Here is a 17715-nt window from a genome sequence, read left to right on the forward strand (position 1 = left end):
CGGCCAGGAGCTTTCACCTCGGTGGACCTGGGGGTGGACAATGCGCACGGACGTTCTGCTGTTGGCCATGGTGCTGCTGGCCACGGGATGTGCCTCGGTGACGCCCGCTCCCGGGCGTGACGGAGCGCCAGGTTACGCGCCGCTCGCGGCCTCGGCTCCTGCGTTGGGCGAAGCGCGGGGCGATGAGTCGCCCCGTCCCTCGGTGTACCCATTGCGAATGCGCAGCCATGGGACACATGACGACGCAACGCGCGTCGCGCCTGGCCCTGTCTGGGGTGGAACGCGTCGCGCCGCGACGGCGCGTCAGGCGGTCCTTGATGCCATCGGCGAGGTGAAGCGCTCCATGGAGGGCACCGACGCGGCACTCGCTCGGCTCGCGTCGCGTCCGCCATCTGTCGGTGGCCGGGGGCTCGACGGCGTGTTCACACGCTATCTCGACCATGGCTCCAATCAGCGGGTGTGGCTTCGCGGTGCGCTGCGGAGCGCCACCTCGCTGGCGACAGCGGCGTCGGAGGTGGAGGACCCGGACATGGCGTTGGGCGTCCTCCGCATGTCGGGGGCTCGGCTCCAGGCCGCGATGTTCGGGGCCCTGCTGCTGGCGACGTGGGTGGACTTCCTCCAGCTCGCGGATGCCGTGCTCCGGGACTGCCCCATGTGCGGCGCCGAGAAGCTGTTCGCGGACCTGCATCGAGTTCAAGCCTTGATGACTCCGACGCTGGCGGACCTCGCATCAGCGGATTCGGAGCGGATAGAGGCGGCGGCGTCCGCGACGCCCGCGTTGATGGGGACGCTGACCCGCGAGTTCGACGTGCTCCAGCGAGACGCCCGCTCGGCCATGACGTTGGGCGGCAGGGTCATGGTGGCGACGCAGGTGCTGGAGCTGCTCACCCTGGTCTCGACATTGAAGATGTCGCTCCCCCGGCTGCCCCCGGCCGCCCCCGCGACGCTCGGCGTGGGGCTCGTCATGCGTTCGGGAGGCGTCATGGCGGGCTCGCGGCTCGTCGTCTCGGCCGAGTGGGTGGAGCTGATGCGCGGGTTGGTGCGGGCGGGCGTCATCTCCCTCCCTGCTGTCAGTGCGGCGGTCCGCATTCACGGCGGGCAGGTGATGCTGGCCCAGGCGCACCAGGACTTGCCCAAGGGTGTGCGTGCCGCGCTGGGGGACAGCCCCGAAGTGCGCGGGATGCGGGTGACGGGCAAGGCGGGCGCGGGCATGTCCGAAGCGCCGAGGCACCATGTGTTGCCGAAGGAGCACCGCGAGTGGTTCGAGCAGCGCGGCTTCAAGGGCGACATGGACATCGACCAGTTCTGTGTGCGGCTGGAGCGGGCCAACCATGAAGCGATTCACGGTGGAGGGAACTGGAAGCTGGGGCGCACCTGGCCCGGCGAGTGGAACCGGACCGTCATGGAGACTCTGCTGGATGCCGAGGTCGAAGCAGGCCGAAGGTTGACGCGCAATCAGGTGCTGGACATCGTCGCGGAGCGTATGACGTTCTACAGAATCCCGCTCACGTTCACGAAGGGGAGGAGCCGATGAGCGCTGAACATCCGTGGGACGGCAACTGGAAGGCCCGCCTGTACGAGCGAATCCGTGAGCGAGGCTACGACTCCCTCACCGCTTTTGCCGAGGCCCGCCCCACCGCGTCGTGGGTGGCCTTGGCCGAGGAGCTTGGTCCGGACGATGTCGCGGGCGCGCAGGTTTACGACTGCCTGGTCACCGAAGCGGTGCGAAGCAAGCAGGTGACCCGTCTGGTCCGTGGGCATCTCGCGCGCGAGCTGTGGGGCGGCCTCCCGGAGGGTTGGCCCGCCGTGTTGGATGACGACAACCGCTTCAAGGTCGCCAAGGCACTTGCGCTCTGGTCTGGCATCGTCCCTGAAACTCATAAGGAGCGGGTTCGATTGGCCAGGGAGGCGCTTCGCGCCAATCCCCCGACCGCTGGCTGGCGCCCGCTCGGGCCCGACGACGAACTGCTGCGGACGCTCCTTCCGGACGAAGAAGCCTGACCTATTTGCGTGCCCGCGCATCCAGTGACGCGCCTCCGCGCCCTGACGCGCTCGTCGCTCAAGGCAGGACGATGCGCGGCAGAGAGGCTTGACGAGGCCGCATGAGTGCTCGCCTGGCTACAGCGGACTGGGGGCTGAGTCAGCGCGCCCTGTGTCCGCAATCAATCTGGCCCGAGGTCGGGCGCGGGCATAGATGCCGCGTGCCGTCTACGGCAGCATCACGCCTTGGATGATGGCGGTCCTGCCGCCCGTCGCTTCCCAGAGCCGGAGTGTGAAGGGGCCTTGGAGCGGCGGCCCCGAGGCTTCCGCCTCCACGGCGATGGACAGCGTCTTGCCGGGCTGGATGGGCGCCGCGGGCCATACCTTGAGCACCTTCAGTTCCACGCCCTTCTTTCCCTCCAGCGCCATTCTTGCGTCCTGGACGACCCATGGAGCGGCGCCTTCGGGGTTCAGCAGGCGCATTGTTACCGCGACCCGATTGGATGCGCGGAAACTCAGCAGAGGACCGTCTGGTATCAGTGCGCTTGCAGGAGGAACCCGGACGCTCGCGGTGCTGTCCCTCGCCATGAATGCCTTGTCGTCGAGCAGGCCCGCGGCATGGAGGCCCGCCAGCCCGCCGGGGCCTGCGCTTTCCGCGCGGAGCCGATGGTTCTCCTCGCGGAGTTGGTGGAGTTGCGCCTCCCGGGCTCGCAGTTCTTGATGATAGGACTCCACGGTGCGCGTGAGCCGGTGGATGTCCACCAGCGGCTCGGCCTGGGCGGGATGAACGACAAGCAACAGCGTCGCGCTCGACGGCGCGGCGCTCCCCTGGAATCGCACGGTCAGCCGCAACCGTTCGCCTGCGGTCAGCTTCTCCGAGGGCACCAACTTGAGGCTGCTCGGGCCGGGCTCCGCCTGGGTGAATCGCTCTTCACCCTCAAGTGTCATGGAGCCGGGCACGAGTGCTCCGTCGAAGTTGATGAGCGTGCTCTGTCCCGGACTGATGCAGACCTGCGCGGGCTCCGCTGGGGCGGTCGCTGGGAGTTCGATGTGGCGGACACCGGTCTGGCACGGTGGCGTTCCCCGTTCCGCCGACGCGGTGCCCGTACCCATCAGCAGGGCCGTGATCAACAACGCGAAGGACGGAGCATGCACGAAGCGTAACCTCTGGCGTGGGGCGCGGGGCCGTCGCGGTGACCGTGACGTAGCCGGTCCGTGCCGTAAAGACTCGGCTGGAAGGTGCCTATTCGAAGTGGCTCACCGCGCGCAGAAAGCCCACGGAGAAGACCCGGGCAGTGTCGGGGCTGTCGCCCGGTTCCATGCCCAGCCCGCGTTCACTGCCGGAGGTCAGCAGCTCGAAGCAGACAGGCACCGTCCGGCCCGTGCCCTCCATCTTGACCTGGGTGAGGCGCCCATAGACGCGGTCTCCGAAGAGGAGCCGTCCGGAGGCCACGGAGCCATTCGGGATGTCTCCGAAGTCCCTCCCAACGATGCGGACCGACGTCCAGCCCTCGCGCACGGTGAGGTAACGATTGCCACCACCGAAGCTCCAGGCCTCCTTATCTCCCACGTCGATGCCGAGCGCCGCCATCGTCTCGACGGCGCCCGGGGGACACGGTTCGGGGGAGGGAGTCGCGCGCACCTGTGGCCCCGGGCAGCCCAGCAACGTGCAGGCCGCCGCGGCCGCCTTGAGCACCCTGCCCGTGTTGCCTCGCGCCGGGGCGGGGGGCGCGGGCGGCTGGGGCGCGCCAGCATGATTCTGTGTCGTCACGGGTGCCGGTTCCTTTGGAGTCCTCGCCGGGAGGGCGATGGCCGCGGGAGTGTGGACCGCACCGGGCGGCGCCGCGGCTCCACTACTTTCTAGCGGCTGTCCGTCTGGCGCCACTTTCCGGGCGAGTCCAGGGGTGGGTCCGTTCACTCCGGGCGTCAGCGCCTCCCTGTTCGTCAGGAGGAACGCCGCGCCGAGCACGACCATCATGACGACCCAGGTCCACCGCCATGCCGTCCGGCCGGCGGTAGGGAAGCCCGCCGGATGGGGCCGTGCCAGTTCGCGCCCAAGTGGCTGAAGACGGGCCTCTCCATTCGGAGCGGGTGGGGCGGTGACTGGGCTCCACGGCGAGGGCTCCAGCCAGGGCCGCTGTCCCCGGCGCGGCGGCAGCTCCTCGCGTACCTCGTTGAACCACAGCGCCTCCTCATCCGCGCCAGGCCCCGGCCGGGTGGTGAGGTTGTGCGCGTCAAACGCCTCGCAAAGGGGGACATGCCAGTCCGGTCCGTCCCGCGTGAGCAGCTCCTCCACGCAGGTCACCAGGGGCGCCGCATCGGGCCGGAGCCCGGGCTGCTTCTCCAGCATGCGCAGACACAGCGTGCTCAACTCCTCGGGCACACGGCCATTGCGGACGCGTGGCGGCTCGGGGCGCTGGGTGATGACCGCGGCTTCATCCCCCGCCACACGCAGGGGGAAGGGCCTCCGGTCCGTCAGGAGCCAGTAGAGCACCACGCCCAGGGCATAGATGTCATCGGCGGGCGTGGAGCGGTAGTGCGCGTCGGGCTGCTCGCGGTGCTCCAGGTGAAAGCGCCAGGCCTCCGGGCTCAGATAGGCGCGCGTGCCCGGAGGCAGCGAACCGCCGGTGACGCGCGACATGTCTTCGTGGCTCCCCACCCCCAGGTCCACCAACACCGCCTCGCCGTCTGTCCCCCGCACGAGGATGTTGGCCTCCTTCACGTCCCGGTGAAGCGCGCGGTGTTGATGGAGCGCGCGCAGGGCTCGGGCCACGCCCAGCACCCGGCGCAGCACCGCGTGCGCGGACGGGTTCTCCGTGGCGGCCCAGACGTCCAGCCGCTGGCCGTCCACGTACTCCATGATGATGACCAGGAAGCGGGGGGCGCGGTCCGGCCACTGCCAGTGGCCCAGCAGGCGCACGACGTTGGGGTGGCGCACCTTGGTCAGCATGAGCAGCTCGCGCTCGCCCCAGGCGCCCAACCCAGCGCCCGCGAGCGGCAGCAGCTTCAGCGCATACCGGTGCCCTCCGCGCTCCGCGAGGTAGACCTTGCCGAAGCCGCCCTGGCCGGCCAGTCCCTTCAGGCGGTATCCACCCACGTCGTCGCCAGGTACGGGCTCCGGAGGGGGCGAGGTGTCATACGGGGTCATGGGAGGGTTGATGGCACTGCTACCACGCCCAGGGGGGATGACCCGTGTCTCCGTGGGAGGCCGCTCGTCGCGAGGCGTGTCGGCGACGCGGCCGGGTGGTATGACGCCGAGTCCTCGCGGGTAGCGTCCTCGCCATGAATGAGAAGCTCGCCTCCACCATCGGAAAAGCCGCGCGCGTCGCGCGAGAGCGCCTGGGGCTCACCCAGGTCGAGGTGGCGGGTCGCATGGACTTGTCGCCCATTGTCTACAACCGGCTGGAGCGCGGGCGGATGCTGCCCAGCGTGTCCACCCTGGTCCGCCTCTGTGAGACCCTGGAGGTGTCCCCAGAAGTGCTGCTCGGGCACGGCGCGCCCGCGGGCAGGGCACGGGCGCGCGCGCCCGTGCGCGACGAGGAGCCCGCTTCCCTGCACCAGTTGACGGGGCTGGCTCGGAAGCTGGATGAGGACCAGCGTCAGGCGCTCCTCCTCCTGGCGAAGCTCCTGCTGCGCTGAAGAGGGTGCGACCATGGCCTTCTATCGGGCGTCCTTCGTCGATATGGGCATCAGCTCGTGCATGTCGAGCCCGACAGGGTAGATGCCGCCTTCCACGGGCTCGCCCAGGACACGGGCCGCGCTGGCCTCGACGATGACCTGGGCCATGTCCTCGGCGGCGCGCCGTCTGTCGTAGCCAGGCGCCAGCTCCTGGAGCCGGGCTCGCAGGGTCAGGCAGACCTCGTCCGCGGAGGAGGGCCGGTCGGAAGGGGGCTTCGCGAGCATCCGTCGCAGCAGCGCCTGGAGGCCCGGGGACAGCGGCGCGGTGGCGCGCTCCACATTCTCCGGGGTGCAGCGCTTCATGAAGGCGAGCAAGCAGGGGAGTGGGACGTCGGGCGGCTCGTCCGCGCGGAGGTCTGGCTCGGTGTGCGTCGCGCCCTCCCACCCATCATTGAAGAGGTGATGGTGCGTCAGCGCCTCGAGCAGCAACAGGCCCAGGGAGTAGAGGTCGGACCGGGCATCCATGGGCGCGCCGAGCAGGTACTCCGGAGAAGCGTACATGAGGTCGCCCTTCAGGAGTTTCTCGGGCGTCTCCTCCCGGCCCACCCGCTTCGAATAGGCGGCCCCGAAGTCGGTGACCTTCACCTGGCCCGTGGCGCGCTCCACCCGGATGTTCCGGGGGCTCACATCGCGGTGGATGATACCCAGGGGCCTCCCTGATGCGTCCGTGAGGGTGTGGGCATGCTGGAGCGCGTCAGCGACCTCCGCGGCGACGTACAGCACGAAGGCGGTCGGCAGCGGCTGGCCTCGCATCATCGCCAATGTGATGAGCGCGTCGAGCGACGGGCCCGCCACGTATTCGAGGATGGCGTGAGGCGCCCGCCCGATGATCCGGAAGTGGTGGACCTGGGCGATGGCGGGGTGATGGAGCCGGAGCGCCAGCAGCACCTCTTCCTTCAAGCGCTGCCGCATCAGGAAGGAGCTTGGGTTGCGCAGGCGCTTGACCACGACCATCCCTGGAGGGCCATCGTGCAGGCTCCGCTCGAAGAGCAGCACCTCCGCGCCGTTGCCGCGCGCCTCCAGCGGGCGCACGAAGCGGAACCCGATGGGCCCGGCGGAGAAGCCAGCCCGCGCCAGCTCCAGGCTCAGTTGCTCAAGTCCGCGCTCCATCGCGCTTCCGCGGCCCGCGCGGCGGCCTCTCCTGGCAGGTGAACTCATTGATTAACCTCCTGGGTTAATTGACCTGTTGAGCTAGCACATCCGTCAGGACGGGGAAAGCCCGGGCGCTTGACGGCGCGGCGGCCCCGGGGCGCCTCCCGCGCCCGCGCCCGCGCCGCATGCCCAGACACGCAACGGCTCCCCTCGCGAGCCCGCGTGTACTGAACATTCGGAGTAGGCTTCCCACACGCCAGCGCGGCACGAGCGCTGACGCCGTGCGTCGAACGTGCGGTTTGACGCGCGGAGCCATCGGCCGTGCTTTGACACCCTCCCTGCCGGGTGCTACCGCTAGGTGAAACATGAATCGGGCTTCAGCTTCTCCAGACCGCTCCGGACCCGTCACGCCGCGAGGCCAGAAGACGCGTGCGAAGCTGTTGAAGGCCGCTGAGTCGGTCTTCGGTGAGAAGGGCTACGAGCGCGCCTCCATCGCGGACATCACGCGCAAGGGCGGCGTGGCGCTCGGGACGTTCTACGTCTACTTCCCCGACAAGCAGTCCATCTTCGTGGAGGTGGTGGACGAGCTGGGCACGCGCCTGCGCCGCCTCATCGCGGAGTCCGTGGCGGACTGCGAGGACCGCGTCGACGTGGAGCGGCAGGGCCTGCGCACCTTCTTCCAGTTCGTGCGGCAGCACCCCAACCTCTACCGCGTGGTGCGTCAGGCGGAGTTCGTGGACGAGGCCTGCTACCGCCGCTACTACGACCGCTTCGCCCGCGGCTACGTGAGCGGGCTCACCCGCGCCATGGAGGCCGGCGAGGTGCGGCGGATGGACCCGGAGGCGCTGGCCTACTGCCTCATGGGCATCAGCGACTTCCTCGGCATGCGCTGGGTCCTCTGGGAGGAGGACCCGGGGCTCGAGCGCGTCCTCGACACGGCGATGACGCTCATCTCCCACGGCCTGGACCCGCGCGCGTCCACGGGCCGCAACACCGTGAAGTCCGCCTCCGCTGCGAAGCCGAAGCCGAAGCCGAAGGCCAAACCGAAGTCCCCGAAGAAGAACACCCTGCGTTCCGCCCGCCGTCCGGCGCGCGGCGCCCGGAGCTGACGAACACCCATGCGATACGCCCAGATTCTCTCCACTGGCCGCTACGTCCCCGAGAAGGTCCTCACCAACGCCGACGTCGAGAAGATTCTCGGTGAGAAGGTGGATGAGTGGCTCCAGCAGAACGTGGGCATTCGCGAGCGCCACATGATGGCGGATGACCAGGCCACCTCCGACCTCTGCGTGGGCGCGGCCCGCCAGGCGCTGGAGCGCGCGGGCACGAAGCCGGAGGAGCTGGACCTCATCATCATCGCCACCGACACCCCGGACTACCTCAGCCCCGCCACCGCCTCCGTGGTGCAGGCCAAGCTGGGGGCGGTGAACGCCGGCACCTATGACCTCAACTGTGCGTGCGCGGGCTGGGTGACGGCGCTGGACGTGGGCTCCAAGACGATCGCCGCGGATGACAGCTACCAGCGCATCCTCGTGGTGGGCGCCTACGGCATGTCCCGCTACATCAACTGGAAGGACAAGAAGACGGCCACCCTGTTCGCGGACGGCGCGGGCGCGGTGGTGCTGGGCGCGGGCGACAAGCCCGGCTTCATGGGCGCCAGGCTGCTGGCCAACGGCGAGTACCACGACGCGCTCGGCGTCTACACCGGCGGCACGAACCGCCCGGCCACGGCGGAGGCGCTGGAACTCACCAACGGCAAGCCGGCGGTGCAGTTCGTCCGCAAGTTCCCCGCCACCTTCAACACCGAGCGCTGGCCCATGCTGCTGGACCAGCTCCTCAAGCGGCAGAACCTGAAGCTGGACGACGTGAAGCAGTTCGTCTTCACCCAGCTCAACCTGCGCACCATCGAAGCCACCATGAAAATCCTGGGCCAGCCGATGGAGAAGGCCCACTACACCATGGACAAGTGGGGCTACACGGGCTCGGCCTGCATCCCCATGACGCTGGATGACGCGGTGGTGCAGGGCAAGGTGCGCCGCGGTGACCTGGTGGCCCTGTGTGCCAGCGGCGGCGGGCTCGCCATGGCCTCCGCCCTCTACCGCTGGACGGCCTGAGGCACGCCATGACGGAGGGCGCTCACATGTTCATCGGTGACTGGATGGGCCGTGGCGCCCTGTACTGGCCCGACAGTGTCGCGGTGGTGGACCCGTCCCGTGGTGACGCGGGCCGCTTCACCTACCGCGCGATGAACGCGCGCGCCACCGCGCTGGGCGGCTGGCTGCGCGACGTGGCCGGCGTGAAGAAGGGGGACCGGGTGGGCATCGTGGCCCACAACGGCGTGGAGTACCTGGACGCGCTCTTCGCCTGCGCGAAGCTTGGCGCCGTCTTCGTCCCCTTCAACTGGCGCCTGCACGCCGCGGAGCTGGCGGACCTGGTGCGCGCCATCCGCCCCGGCGTGCTCCTCTTCGGCGACGACTTCCGCGACACCGTGGCGGACGTCCGCGAGCGCCTGGGCGGCGGCCCCCGCCTGGTGGCCCTGGAGTCCCAGGGGCTGCCGGGCGCGGACGCGTATGACGTGGCGCTGGCGCACGTGCCGGGCGCGCCGGTGACGCAGGACGCGGTGTCCGAGGAGGACATCCTCTGCCTCATCTTCACCGGCGGCACGACGGGGCGCTCCAAGGGCGCGCGCGTCAGCTACCGCATGGTGGCGTGGAACACGCTCAACACGCTGGTCCACGAGGTGCGGCCCGGCGACGTCACGGTGACGCACACGCCCATGTTCCACACGGGCGGGCTGCTCGTGTACACGCTGCCGCTGCTCACCGTGGGCGGCACCGTCGTCATCATGCGCCGCTGGGAGCCGGAGGCGCTGCTGGACCTCATCCCCCGGGAGAAGGTGACGCTCTTCTTCGCGGTGCCCACGCAGTATCAGCAGTTGCTGGAGTCGCCGCGCTTCAAGACGACGGACTTCTCCTCCGTGCGCTTCATGACCAGCGGCGGCGCGGCGCTGCCGGTGCCGCTCATCCAGGCCTGGCAGGCGGTGCACCCGGTGCCCTTCAAGCAGGGCTTCGGGATGACGGAGTTCGGCCCGGGCCTCTTCAGCATGGGGCCGGAGTACGCGGTGTCCAAGGCGGGCTCCATTGGCCGGCCCAACTACTTCATCGCCGCGAAGCTGGTGGACGACGACGGCCGCGAAGTGCCGACGGGCGAGGTGGGCGAGCTGCTTCTCAAGGGGCCCTCCATGTGCTCCGGCTACTTCGAGGACGAGGCCGCCACGCGCGAGGCCATTGACGCGGACGGGTGGCTGCACACGGGGGATCTGGCGCGCGTGGACGCGGACGGCTTCTTCACCATCGCCGGGCGCAAGAAGGACATGTTCATCTCCGGCGGAGAGAACATCTACCCGCTGGAGCTGGAGGCCGCGCTCTACGAGCACCCGGACGTCGCCCAATGCGCCGTGGTGGGGATGCCCGACGCGAAGTGGGGCGAGGTGGGCCGCGCCTTCGTGGTGCTGAAGCCGGATGGGAAGGTTTCAGCCGAAGCACTGTTGGAGCACCTGCGCGGCCGCGTGGCGCGCTTCAAGGTGCCCAAGCGCGTGGAGCTGATGGAGCGCCTGCCCGTCTCCGCGGCCGGAAAGATTCTCAAGCGCGAGCTTCGCGAGGCGGCGGTCGCCTCGGACAGGGACAAGCCGCGTCATTGAGTGTGAGCGCACCTTGAAGGACGGGCCACGCCAACGGTGGCTCGCTGCCTGTCGACTGTCGCGTCAGCCCGGCGATGCCGCCGGAGGAAGAGGAGCAACCATGAAGAAGAAGCTGCTGTCCGCGGTGATGACGTCTGCGCTGTGTCTGGTGGGTTGTGGCGAGAGCGACCCGAACGACGACGGCCCCGACGGAGGCCCCGGCAACACCCCCAACCTGAGCACGTCGCAGGGCATCATGACGTTCCTGGAGGGCAAGACGCTGACGATGACCGGGGACGACATCCCCACCCATCCGAACGGCTTCAGCGAGGACATCAACTTCGGCGCCAGCTCGCAGTGCTACCAGAGCGTCACCATGTCGGTGCAGGGTGGCAACTTCCGGGTGGACAGCATCCCGGGCACCATCGAGGGCGCGCCGCAGGCCGGCCAGGTCGGCACCTGCAACCCGGAGCTCCCGCAGAACGCGCTGAGCTTCACCTCCACCGTCGTGAGCATCGAGAACGTGTCGGCGAACGGCGAGTGCTTCGACGTCGCGTTCACCTTCCCGGGCTTCCGCCAGGTGGGCCGCGGCTCGTTCTCCGCGGACCAGCGGCGGCTGGAACTGGAGCTCTTCTTCGAGGGCGGCGCCACCGGCGCCAACTGCGCGGCGGGCGACGTGGGCTCGGACACGGTGAACCAGGTCGTCGGGGGCGAGAGCCGTGCCTTCGAGGGCAACGCGGTGCAGCGCTACGTCATCAGCGGCAGCTAGCGTGAGACCCGCCGGGAGGGAGGCGTGCTCCTCCTCCCTTCCGCGCGGGGCCCGTGCCCGGCGGTGGCCGTGTGGCGCGGGCAGTGGGGTGGAGCACGGCCTCGCGAGGCGGGCAGTCCGCGGGCCACGGAAGCAATGAGCACGCAGCCGTTCGCAGTCCGGCCGGAAGGCTGGGAGCGCCCCCTGGCGTGGGGCCGAGGTGTTTATGGCACGGTGGTGGTTGTCCGAGGCACGCAGGGCGGCGCGGCGGTCCGCGGGAGCCCTGGCGTTGGCGCTGGCGGGAGTGTCGCTCCCGGCGGCGGCGCAGAGCACGCCGGTTCCCGGCCTGTATTTCGGTGAATGGAACGACGAGGAGAACCGCGACGAGGACGCGAAGCCGCGCGAGTTCAGCCTCATCAACTACTTCTTCACGCGCGTGTCGGTGCAGAACCAGGTGGGCGACCCGGCCGGCCTCCGCGGCGTGGCGCTGGGCCCCATCGGCCTGCCGGCTGGGAGCGCGGTGCGCGCCGAGCCCGGCCTGTCCGCGTACTTCATCGAGCAGCGGTGGATTCCGGTGCTGGAGTACAGCCCCCACTTCGTGGACGGGCTGGCGTCCTTCCGGGCGCAGTTCGAAATCGACTACATGTGGGGCCGGTCGGCCAACGCGCTCCAGCAGAACGAGGGCGGCGGCTTCAACGCCGACCAGGTCAACATCCAGACGAAGAACGTCAACGTCGCGCTGTACCCCACGCGCAACCCGCGTCAGTTGACGCTGCTGCTGGGCACGCAGCCCGTCTACGACAACGTCTACGACCCCACGCGCACGCCGCTGTCGGACATCACCCGCAGCGGCTACAAGATGAGCTTCCTGGGCAGCGACGCCACGGGCCTGTCCATCTTCAGCGGCTACAAGGGCCTGGCCAAGCTGAGCCTGATGCCGCTGGGCACCGCGCAGGCGGACAAGGGCACGCGCAACGACCCGCGCCTGAAGTACATCTGGCTCCTCACCGGCGACTACGTCTATCCGGTGCGGCCCAACACCAACGTGGGCGTGTCGCTGTGGATGCTCAACGACCAGACGAAGGGAGACGCCTACGCCTTCGAAGGTCTGGTGAAGAGCGGCCCGTCCTCCACGGGCCTCAACACCTTCACCGGCACGGCGCGCTTCGACATCCTGCGCCCCACGGGCACCGTCTTCTGGGCGGGCGCCAACTTCAACCACAACATCGACTTCCGCACGGGCCGGTTCGGCGCGTCCGGCTTCGTCATGTACAACGGCGGCAAGTACGTCAGCGACGACCCGGAGCGCTCGGCCCTGGATGAGCTGACCATCTCCGGCCTCTCCGCCAACCTGGAACTGCTGTACCAGTGGGGCCGCGGCCCGGCGGACCTGCTCACGCTGGAGGGCATGTACACCACCGGCGACAATGACTTGTCCGACAGCCGCTACACAGGCGCCTTCACGCTCAACCAGTACGGCCTGCCGGGCGCGGTGTGGTTCAACCACAAGATGCTCATCCTGTTCCCGTTCACCAGCACGGTGAACAACTACACGGGCGCGGTGACGGACATCTCCAACCAGGGCTACGGCATGCGCGCCGCCATCGCCACGGCGGCGTGGGACGTGGTGCCCAACAAGTTCAACGTCAAGCTGGGCGTGGGCACGGCCACCTCCGACGCCACGCCCGCGCGCTGGACGCCCGAGGTCGAGCGCGGCCGGTACATCGGCACCGAGGTGAACGCGGAGCTGCGCTACCACATCCGCTACCTCATGACGGTGGGCCTGCACGCGGGCTACCTGTTCCGCGGCAGCTTCTACGACGGCTCGCCCACCATCCGGACCAACCCCTTCTCCGCCTTCACCACCTTCACCTGGTACGCGTTCTGACCATGAGCACCTCCCGCGCCTTCACGGCCCTGCTCCTCGCGGCGGGGCTCTCCTCCGCCGGCTGCGTGCGCTCGTTCGCGCACCAGCCCGCGCTCTCCTTCCAGGACCTGGACTACACCGCCGAGGGCACGAAGCAGCCCTGGCCGGTGAAGCGGATTCCCCTGCCGCGCACCGCGGCGCAGTACGGCATGGCCGTGGTGCCTGAAATGGCCTACGTCGACCTGCCCGGCGGCGGCCCGGACGCGAAGACGGTCGTCTTCATCCACGGCCTGGGCTCCTACCTGAAGTTCTGGCGGGCGCAGCTCAACGCCTTCCAGCAGCAGGGCTACCGCGTCATCGCGGTGGACCTGCCCGGCTACGGCAAGTCCGACAAGCCCGGCACCTTCCCGTACACCATGGAGGCCATGGCGGACGCGGTGCTGGAGCTGGTGGACACGCTGAAGCTGGACAAGCCCGTCCTCGCCGGCCACTCCATGGGCGGGCAGACGTCGCTCTCCTACGCCATCCGCTACCCGCAGTCGTTGAGCGCGCTGGTGCTGGCGTCGCCCGCCGGCTTCGAGAAGTTCAGTTGGAAGGAGAAGGCGTGGTTCGCCCGGGCGATGAGCACGGAGTTCATCAAGTCCGCGCCGGAGGCCGCCATCTGGGGCAGCGTGCGCCAGGCCAACTTCATGCACTGGCGGCCGGAGCTGGAGTGGTTGATTGAGGAGCGCGTGCGGCTGGCGAAGTCGCCCGAGTTCGACGCCTACGCCTACGCCAACGTGCGCACGGTGCGCGGCCTGTCCAACAACGACTTCGTGCGCGGCAACCTCCACCGCGTCACCGTGCCCACCGTCATCATCTACGGCACGGACGACCGGCTCATCCCCAGCCCCTTCCTCCACGGCGGCGAGACGCGCGGCATCATGGAGTACGGCGCGTCGCACATCCCGGGCGCGAAGCTGGTGGCCCTGGAGGGCTGCGGCCACACCGTGCAGTTGGACTGCCCGGAGCGCTTCAACGAGACGGCCTTCGCCTTCGTGCGTGACGCGACGGCGGGCCGCATCGAGGCGCCGGCCGCTCCCGCGGGGGAGGAGGCCCCGCGGCCGGAGTCTCCGGCCACGCCGTCGTCGGAGCCGCTGACGCCGGAGCCGCTGCCTCCGCCCACGCCGGGCCAGGAAGGCGAGCCGACGCCGGGCGTGCAGCCCCTGCCGTAGTTCCGGTCCACCTCCACCCTTTCGCGAGGGTGGAGGTGCCGGGTTCGGAGCGCTACGGGATGGTGTGGTTGACGACCATGCCGTACTGGACCTCCGCCGTCAGGTCCTTGGAGTTGAAGTGGCCGTAGGGGTAGCCGGTGTAGCGCTTCTCCCCCGTCTGCCCGGGGATGCGCGACGTGTACTCGCCGTAGACGATGCCGTCGTAGCCGATGATTTCGTCCGCCGTGGAGTAGATGCTGTAGCGGAAGGCGCCCTCGTAGCCGCTCTTGGAGCGCAGGTCATTGAGGTACGAGGAGCGGCCGTAGACGCTGCCCCAGGAGAGGTAGCCCGGGTACAGGCCGTTGGTGGAGCCGCAGGTGGGCGTCGTCGGGCCGGACAGGTAGCAGGACGTCAGGCCCAGGTTGGCGCCGGCGATGCCGACGAAGGTGTCCACCGAGGACGTGAGCGGCGCGCCCACGTTGTACGAGCCGCCGTCCGCCGCGTCGTGGGCGGTGCCGCCCATGATGGCCTTGCGCGCCAGCGTCACGCCCATGGAGTGGGCGATGATGTCCACCTTCGAGGCCCCGGTGTACGCCTTCACCGCCTCGATGAACTTGCGCACCTTCATCACGTGCTGCTTCGAGTGGTACTGGTTCGGCGACTGGAGCGCGTTGGCCGGGCCCCACGTCGTCGCGTACAGCTCGCTCGTCTTGTAGCCCCGCGAGTGGAAGTACTCGATGGAGCTCGTCCAGCCCGTCTGGCCGAAGATGGAGCCCACCGCCTTGTCCGAGTTGCCGTGGATGAAGATGACGGGCTGCTTCGTCACCTTGTCGGAGGCGCTGGCCTTGCCGCCGTAGCTCCCGCCCGACAGGTCCGCGCGAACGAAGTCGTAGCTGCCGTAGCCGTTGGATGAGAGCCAGCTGCGGAAGTGCGTGGTGGCGCCGGAGGTGGAGACCGCCGCGGCCTCCACCGCGCCGAGCGCCTCTTCGTGGGACGCGATGTCCTCGCCACAGCCGGTGGTGATGCCAAGCAGCAGCGTGCTCGCGAGATACAGCGAAGGCCTCAGTCGCATGGGCATACTCCTTCGTTTGTTTTTGGAAGTCGCGTCCGGGACAGGGCCTGCCCTCGAGCGCGATACACAGTCTAGATACATCACCCGCGAGCGTCTTCCGCTGATTGGCCGTGCCTGCACGTTGTCGCGCTGCGTCGCGTGGTACTCAACGGGGCATGCGCGCACGCAAGGTCGTCATCCGCAAGGCCGGTGGGTACGAACAGCTCCACCTTGAAGAGGTGAATCAGGTTTCACCTGGATTGGGGGAGGTCCGGGTGGCCACGGAGGCCATCGGGGTGAACTACGCGGACTGCGTCATCCGCATGGGGCTGTACGCCTCCGCGAAGGAGTTCGTGGGGTGGCCCATCACCCCGGGCTTCGAGTTCGCCGGCCGGGTGGACGCCGTGGGCGAGGGCGTGGAGGACCTGGTGCCCGGCGCGCCGGTGTTCGGGGTGACGCGCTTCGGGGGGTATGCCACCCACGTCACGGTGCCTCGTCACCAGGTGTTCACCTTGCCCGCGCGGCTGAGCATGGCGCAGGCGGCGGGGTTCCCCACGGTGTTCCTCACCGCGTACTACGCGCTCTTCGAGCTGGCGCATCCGCGTCCGGGGGCCCACGTGCTGGTGCACTCCGCCGCGGGCGGCGTGGGCGGGGCGTTGTTGCAGTTGGGGCGCATCGCCGGGTGCCGGATGGTGGGCGTGGTGGGCGGGACGCACAAGGTGGAGACGGCCCGCGCGCAGGGGGCGGAGGTGGTCATCGACAAGAGCCGGGAGGACCTGTGGGCGGCGGCGGAGCGGGCGGCGCCTCGAGGGTATGACGTGGTGCTGGACGCGAACGGGCCTTCCACGCTGCGTGACAGCTACAAGCACCTGGCTTCGCCGGGGAAGCTGGTCATCTACGGGTTCCACTCCATGCTGCCTCGCACCGGCGGGCGGCCGAACTACGCGAAGCTGGCGTGGGACTGGCTCAGGACGCCGCGGTTCGATCCGCTGTCACTCACCAACGACAACACCAGCGTGCTGGCGTTCAACCTGTCGTACCTGTTCGAGCAGCGCGCGGTGCTGGAGGAGGCCATGGCGCGGCTGTTGGGCTGGGTGGAGGAGGGGAGGCTGGTGGCGCCGCCGGTGAAGTCGTTCCCCTTGGACGCGGTGGCGGAGGCGCACGGGGCGCTGGAGTCCGGGAGCACGGTGGGGAAGCTGGTGCTGGTGCCGTGAAGCAGGCGATTCCCTGCTGCCACCACGGTGGCAGCAGGGTGGCAGTACCTCATGCGTCTCACCTCAACCGGGACGCACACGATGTTCACTCTTTCGATCAATTGGCTCGCGGTGCTGCTCTCGACCGTGGCGCTGCAGATGCTCGGCGCGGCGTGGTTCATGGGGGTCATCCCAAAGCCGTATGCGCTGGCGCTCGAGCGCACCGACCTCGTGGACCGTAAGCCGGAGCCAATCTTCATCGCAGGTCCCCTGCTCTGCGGTCTCGTGGTGACGGTGGCGAACGCGATTCTGCTGCGTTCCTTTCATATCGACACGATGCCGGATGCGCTCGTGTTCGGAGCCATCAGCGGAATCGGTTATCTCGTCGCCACGGTGTTCAACGTGGCCATCAACCCGAACATCCCTCGGCCCGTCTTGTACGGTGCCATCAACGCGCCCTACTTCCTGCTCAGCAACCTCGTGAGCTGCGCTATCCTGACCGCGATGCCATAGCGCAGAGGACGCATGCGACGCGCTGACCGGCTGTTCGAGATTCTGCAGGTGCTCCGGCGGGCAAAGGGGCCGATGACGGCCAGCGCGATCGCCGAGCAGCTCGAGACGAGTCAACGCACGGTGTACCGGGACCTCGCGGCGTTGATGGCGCGCCGCGTGCCGATTCGAGGAGAAGCGGGGGTCGGCTACGTGCTCGAGCGCGGCTTCGACCTGCCGCCGTTGATGCTGACGCCGAGCGAAGTCGAGGCGGTGGTGCTCGGCGCACAGTGGGTGGCGGCCAACGCAGACAACACGTTGTCGGCAGCGGCGGGAGAGGTGTTGGCGAAGGTCGCCGCCATTGTGCCGAAGCACCTGCGCGAGCTGATTGACGACCCGGTGGTGGGCACTCCACCGGCGAAGCAGAGGCATCCGGACGGAACCGTCGACCTGAGCAGATTGCGGGAGTGGGCGCGGAAGCAATTGAAGCTCCACATCCACTACGCCGATGCGGAGGGCACGATGAGCAAGCGCACGGTGTGGCCGATTCTCGTGGGCTACGTGACAGGCGTTCGCGTGTTGGTCGCATGGTGTGAGCTTCGTCGGGACTTCCGGCTCTTCAGGACGGAGCGGCTCCTCAGCGTGGATTTCCTCGACGCGCCCTACACCGAGCGCCGTTCTGCGTTGCGCCGGCGCTGGGAAGCCCAGATGCGTCACACGAAGTAGCGCCGGGGCCGCGCGCTCG

Annotated in this window: 16 protein-coding genes; 12 read left to right on the top strand and 4 right to left on the bottom strand. The window is 69.1% G+C overall.

The genetic code is table 11. The annotated features are described in order from the left end of the window. Positions 1 to 40 precede the first annotated feature (40 nt). Both MYMAC_RS01150 and MYMAC_RS01155 read left to right on the top strand, forming a co-directional pair. Entirely contained in the window at positions 41 to 1534 is a 1494-nt protein-coding gene (locus MYMAC_RS01150) for a DUF2380 domain-containing protein (RefSeq protein WP_095956712.1), read from the top strand. Beyond that, on the top strand, positions 1531 to 2001 hold the full coding sequence (locus MYMAC_RS01155; RefSeq protein ID WP_013936612.1) for a hypothetical protein: 471 nt from the start codon (positions 1531 to 1533) through the stop codon (positions 1999 to 2001). Before MYMAC_RS01150 ends, MYMAC_RS01155 begins: the two co-directional genes overlap by 4 nt. A gap of 207 nt (positions 2002 to 2208) precedes the next feature. On the opposite strand, the gene MYMAC_RS01160 is transcribed toward MYMAC_RS01155, so the two are convergent. Then, entirely contained in the window at positions 2209 to 3135 is a 927-nt protein-coding gene (locus MYMAC_RS01160) for a DUF2381 family protein (protein ID WP_095956713.1), read from the bottom strand. Between the two features lie 88 nt (positions 3136 to 3223). Beyond that, positions 3224 to 5128 (bottom strand): serine/threonine protein kinase, encoded by a 1905-nt coding sequence (locus tag MYMAC_RS01165; protein WP_095956714.1) that lies wholly within the window; start codon positions 5126 to 5128, stop codon positions 3224 to 3226. Positions 5129 to 5262: 134 nt separating this feature from the next. Between MYMAC_RS01165 and MYMAC_RS01170 the strand changes: the two genes are divergently transcribed. Then, entirely contained in the window at positions 5263 to 5619 is a 357-nt protein-coding gene (locus tag MYMAC_RS01170; protein ID WP_095956715.1) for a helix-turn-helix domain-containing protein, read from the top strand. 21 nt (positions 5620 to 5640) lie between these two features. Here the strand turns inward: MYMAC_RS01170 and MYMAC_RS01175 are convergent, their stop codons facing one another. Continuing rightward, positions 5641 to 6768, bottom strand: coding sequence for a protein kinase domain-containing protein (locus tag MYMAC_RS01175; protein ID WP_095956716.1), 1128 nt, complete (start codon positions 6766 to 6768; stop codon positions 5641 to 5643). Between the two features lie 347 nt (positions 6769 to 7115). Between MYMAC_RS01175 and MYMAC_RS01180 the strand changes: the two genes are divergently transcribed. The 6 genes from MYMAC_RS01180 to MYMAC_RS01205 all read left to right on the top strand — a co-directional run bounded on the left by MYMAC_RS01180 (position 7116) and on the right by MYMAC_RS01205 (position 14258). Continuing rightward, the gene (locus MYMAC_RS01180; protein WP_095956717.1) at positions 7116 to 7859 is read left to right on the top strand and encodes a TetR/AcrR family transcriptional regulator; all 744 of its coding nucleotides are present in this window, start codon (positions 7116 to 7118) and stop codon (positions 7857 to 7859) included. Between the two features lie 9 nt (positions 7860 to 7868). After that, on the top strand, positions 7869 to 8864 hold the full coding sequence (locus tag MYMAC_RS01185) for a 3-oxoacyl-ACP synthase III family protein (protein WP_013936606.1): 996 nt from the start codon (positions 7869 to 7871) through the stop codon (positions 8862 to 8864). A 26-nt stretch (positions 8865 to 8890) separates the two neighbouring features. After that, entirely contained in the window at positions 8891 to 10450 is a 1560-nt protein-coding gene (locus MYMAC_RS01190) for an acyl-CoA synthetase (RefSeq protein ID WP_204817313.1), read from the top strand. A gap of 100 nt (positions 10451 to 10550) precedes the next feature. Next, positions 10551 to 11198, top strand: coding sequence for a hypothetical protein (locus MYMAC_RS01195; protein WP_157757420.1), 648 nt, complete (start codon positions 10551 to 10553; stop codon positions 11196 to 11198). Positions 11199 to 11466: 268 nt separating this feature from the next. Then, the gene (locus MYMAC_RS01200; protein ID WP_239989266.1) at positions 11467 to 13065 is read left to right on the top strand and encodes a hypothetical protein; all 1599 of its coding nucleotides are present in this window, start codon (positions 11467 to 11469) and stop codon (positions 13063 to 13065) included. Between the two features lie 2 nt (positions 13066 to 13067). Continuing rightward, a complete protein-coding gene (locus MYMAC_RS01205; RefSeq protein WP_095956720.1) occupies positions 13068 to 14258 on the top strand; it encodes an alpha/beta fold hydrolase in 1191 nt (396 codons plus the stop codon). A gap of 52 nt (positions 14259 to 14310) precedes the next feature. Here the strand turns inward: MYMAC_RS01205 and MYMAC_RS01210 are convergent, their stop codons facing one another. Continuing rightward, the gene (locus MYMAC_RS01210; RefSeq protein ID WP_170114690.1) at positions 14311 to 15309 is read right to left on the bottom strand and encodes a lipase family protein; all 999 of its coding nucleotides are present in this window, start codon (positions 15307 to 15309) and stop codon (positions 14311 to 14313) included. Between the two features lie 155 nt (positions 15310 to 15464). Between MYMAC_RS01210 and MYMAC_RS01215 the strand changes: the two genes are divergently transcribed. The 3 genes from MYMAC_RS01215 (at position 15465) to MYMAC_RS01225 (ending at position 17696) form a co-directional block, all read left to right on the top strand. Beyond that, positions 15465 to 16502, top strand: a complete 1038-nt coding sequence (locus tag MYMAC_RS01215; protein ID WP_095956722.1) for a synaptic vesicle VAT-1 family membrane protein — start codon at positions 15465 to 15467, stop codon at positions 16500 to 16502. Between the two features lie 81 nt (positions 16503 to 16583). Further along, positions 16584 to 16994, top strand: a complete 411-nt coding sequence (locus tag MYMAC_RS01220; RefSeq protein ID WP_043712572.1) for a DUF1761 domain-containing protein — start codon at positions 16584 to 16586, stop codon at positions 16992 to 16994. Between the two features lie 12 nt (positions 16995 to 17006). Next, on the top strand, positions 17007 to 17696 hold the full coding sequence (locus MYMAC_RS01225) for a helix-turn-helix transcriptional regulator (protein ID WP_013936599.1): 690 nt from the start codon (positions 17007 to 17009) through the stop codon (positions 17694 to 17696). Positions 17697 to 17715: the final 19 nt, after the last annotated feature.

It is taken from the genome of Corallococcus macrosporus DSM 14697 (assembly GCF_002305895.1).
Taxonomy (GTDB): domain Bacteria; phylum Myxococcota; class Myxococcia; order Myxococcales; family Myxococcaceae; genus Myxococcus; species Myxococcus macrosporus.

Excerpts from the sequence above, each read along its gene's own strand:
- MYMAC_RS01190 (WP_204817313.1), top strand. The coding sequence starts at position 8,891 with ATGTTCATCGGTGACTGGATGGGCCGTGGCGCCCTGTACTGGCCCGAC.
- MYMAC_RS01195 (WP_157757420.1), top strand. The coding sequence starts at position 10,551 with ATGAAGAAGAAGCTGCTGTCCGCGGTGATGACGTCTGCGCTGTGTCTG.
- MYMAC_RS01210 (WP_170114690.1), bottom strand. The coding sequence starts at position 15,309 with ATGCGACTGAGGCCTTCGCTGTATCTCGCGAGCACGCTGCTGCTTGGC.
- MYMAC_RS01180 (WP_095956717.1), top strand. The coding sequence starts at position 7,116 with ATGAATCGGGCTTCAGCTTCTCCAGACCGCTCCGGACCCGTCACGCCG.
- MYMAC_RS01225 (WP_013936599.1), top strand. The coding sequence starts at position 17,007 with ATGCGACGCGCTGACCGGCTGTTCGAGATTCTGCAGGTGCTCCGGCGG.
- MYMAC_RS01170 (WP_095956715.1), top strand. The coding sequence starts at position 5,263 with ATGAATGAGAAGCTCGCCTCCACCATCGGAAAAGCCGCGCGCGTCGCG.
- MYMAC_RS01165 (WP_095956714.1), bottom strand. The coding sequence starts at position 5,128 with ATGACCCCGTATGACACCTCGCCCCCTCCGGAGCCCGTACCTGGCGAC.
- MYMAC_RS01220 (WP_043712572.1), top strand. The coding sequence starts at position 16,584 with ATGTTCACTCTTTCGATCAATTGGCTCGCGGTGCTGCTCTCGACCGTG.
- MYMAC_RS01215 (WP_095956722.1), top strand. The coding sequence starts at position 15,465 with ATGCGCGCACGCAAGGTCGTCATCCGCAAGGCCGGTGGGTACGAACAG.
- MYMAC_RS01185 (WP_013936606.1), top strand. The coding sequence starts at position 7,869 with ATGCGATACGCCCAGATTCTCTCCACTGGCCGCTACGTCCCCGAGAAG.
- MYMAC_RS01150 (WP_095956712.1), top strand. The coding sequence starts at position 41 with ATGCGCACGGACGTTCTGCTGTTGGCCATGGTGCTGCTGGCCACGGGA.
- MYMAC_RS01205 (WP_095956720.1), top strand. The coding sequence starts at position 13,068 with ATGAGCACCTCCCGCGCCTTCACGGCCCTGCTCCTCGCGGCGGGGCTC.
- MYMAC_RS01175 (WP_095956716.1), bottom strand. The coding sequence starts at position 6,768 with ATGGAGCGCGGACTTGAGCAACTGAGCCTGGAGCTGGCGCGGGCTGGC.
- MYMAC_RS01155 (WP_013936612.1), top strand. The coding sequence starts at position 1,531 with ATGAGCGCTGAACATCCGTGGGACGGCAACTGGAAGGCCCGCCTGTAC.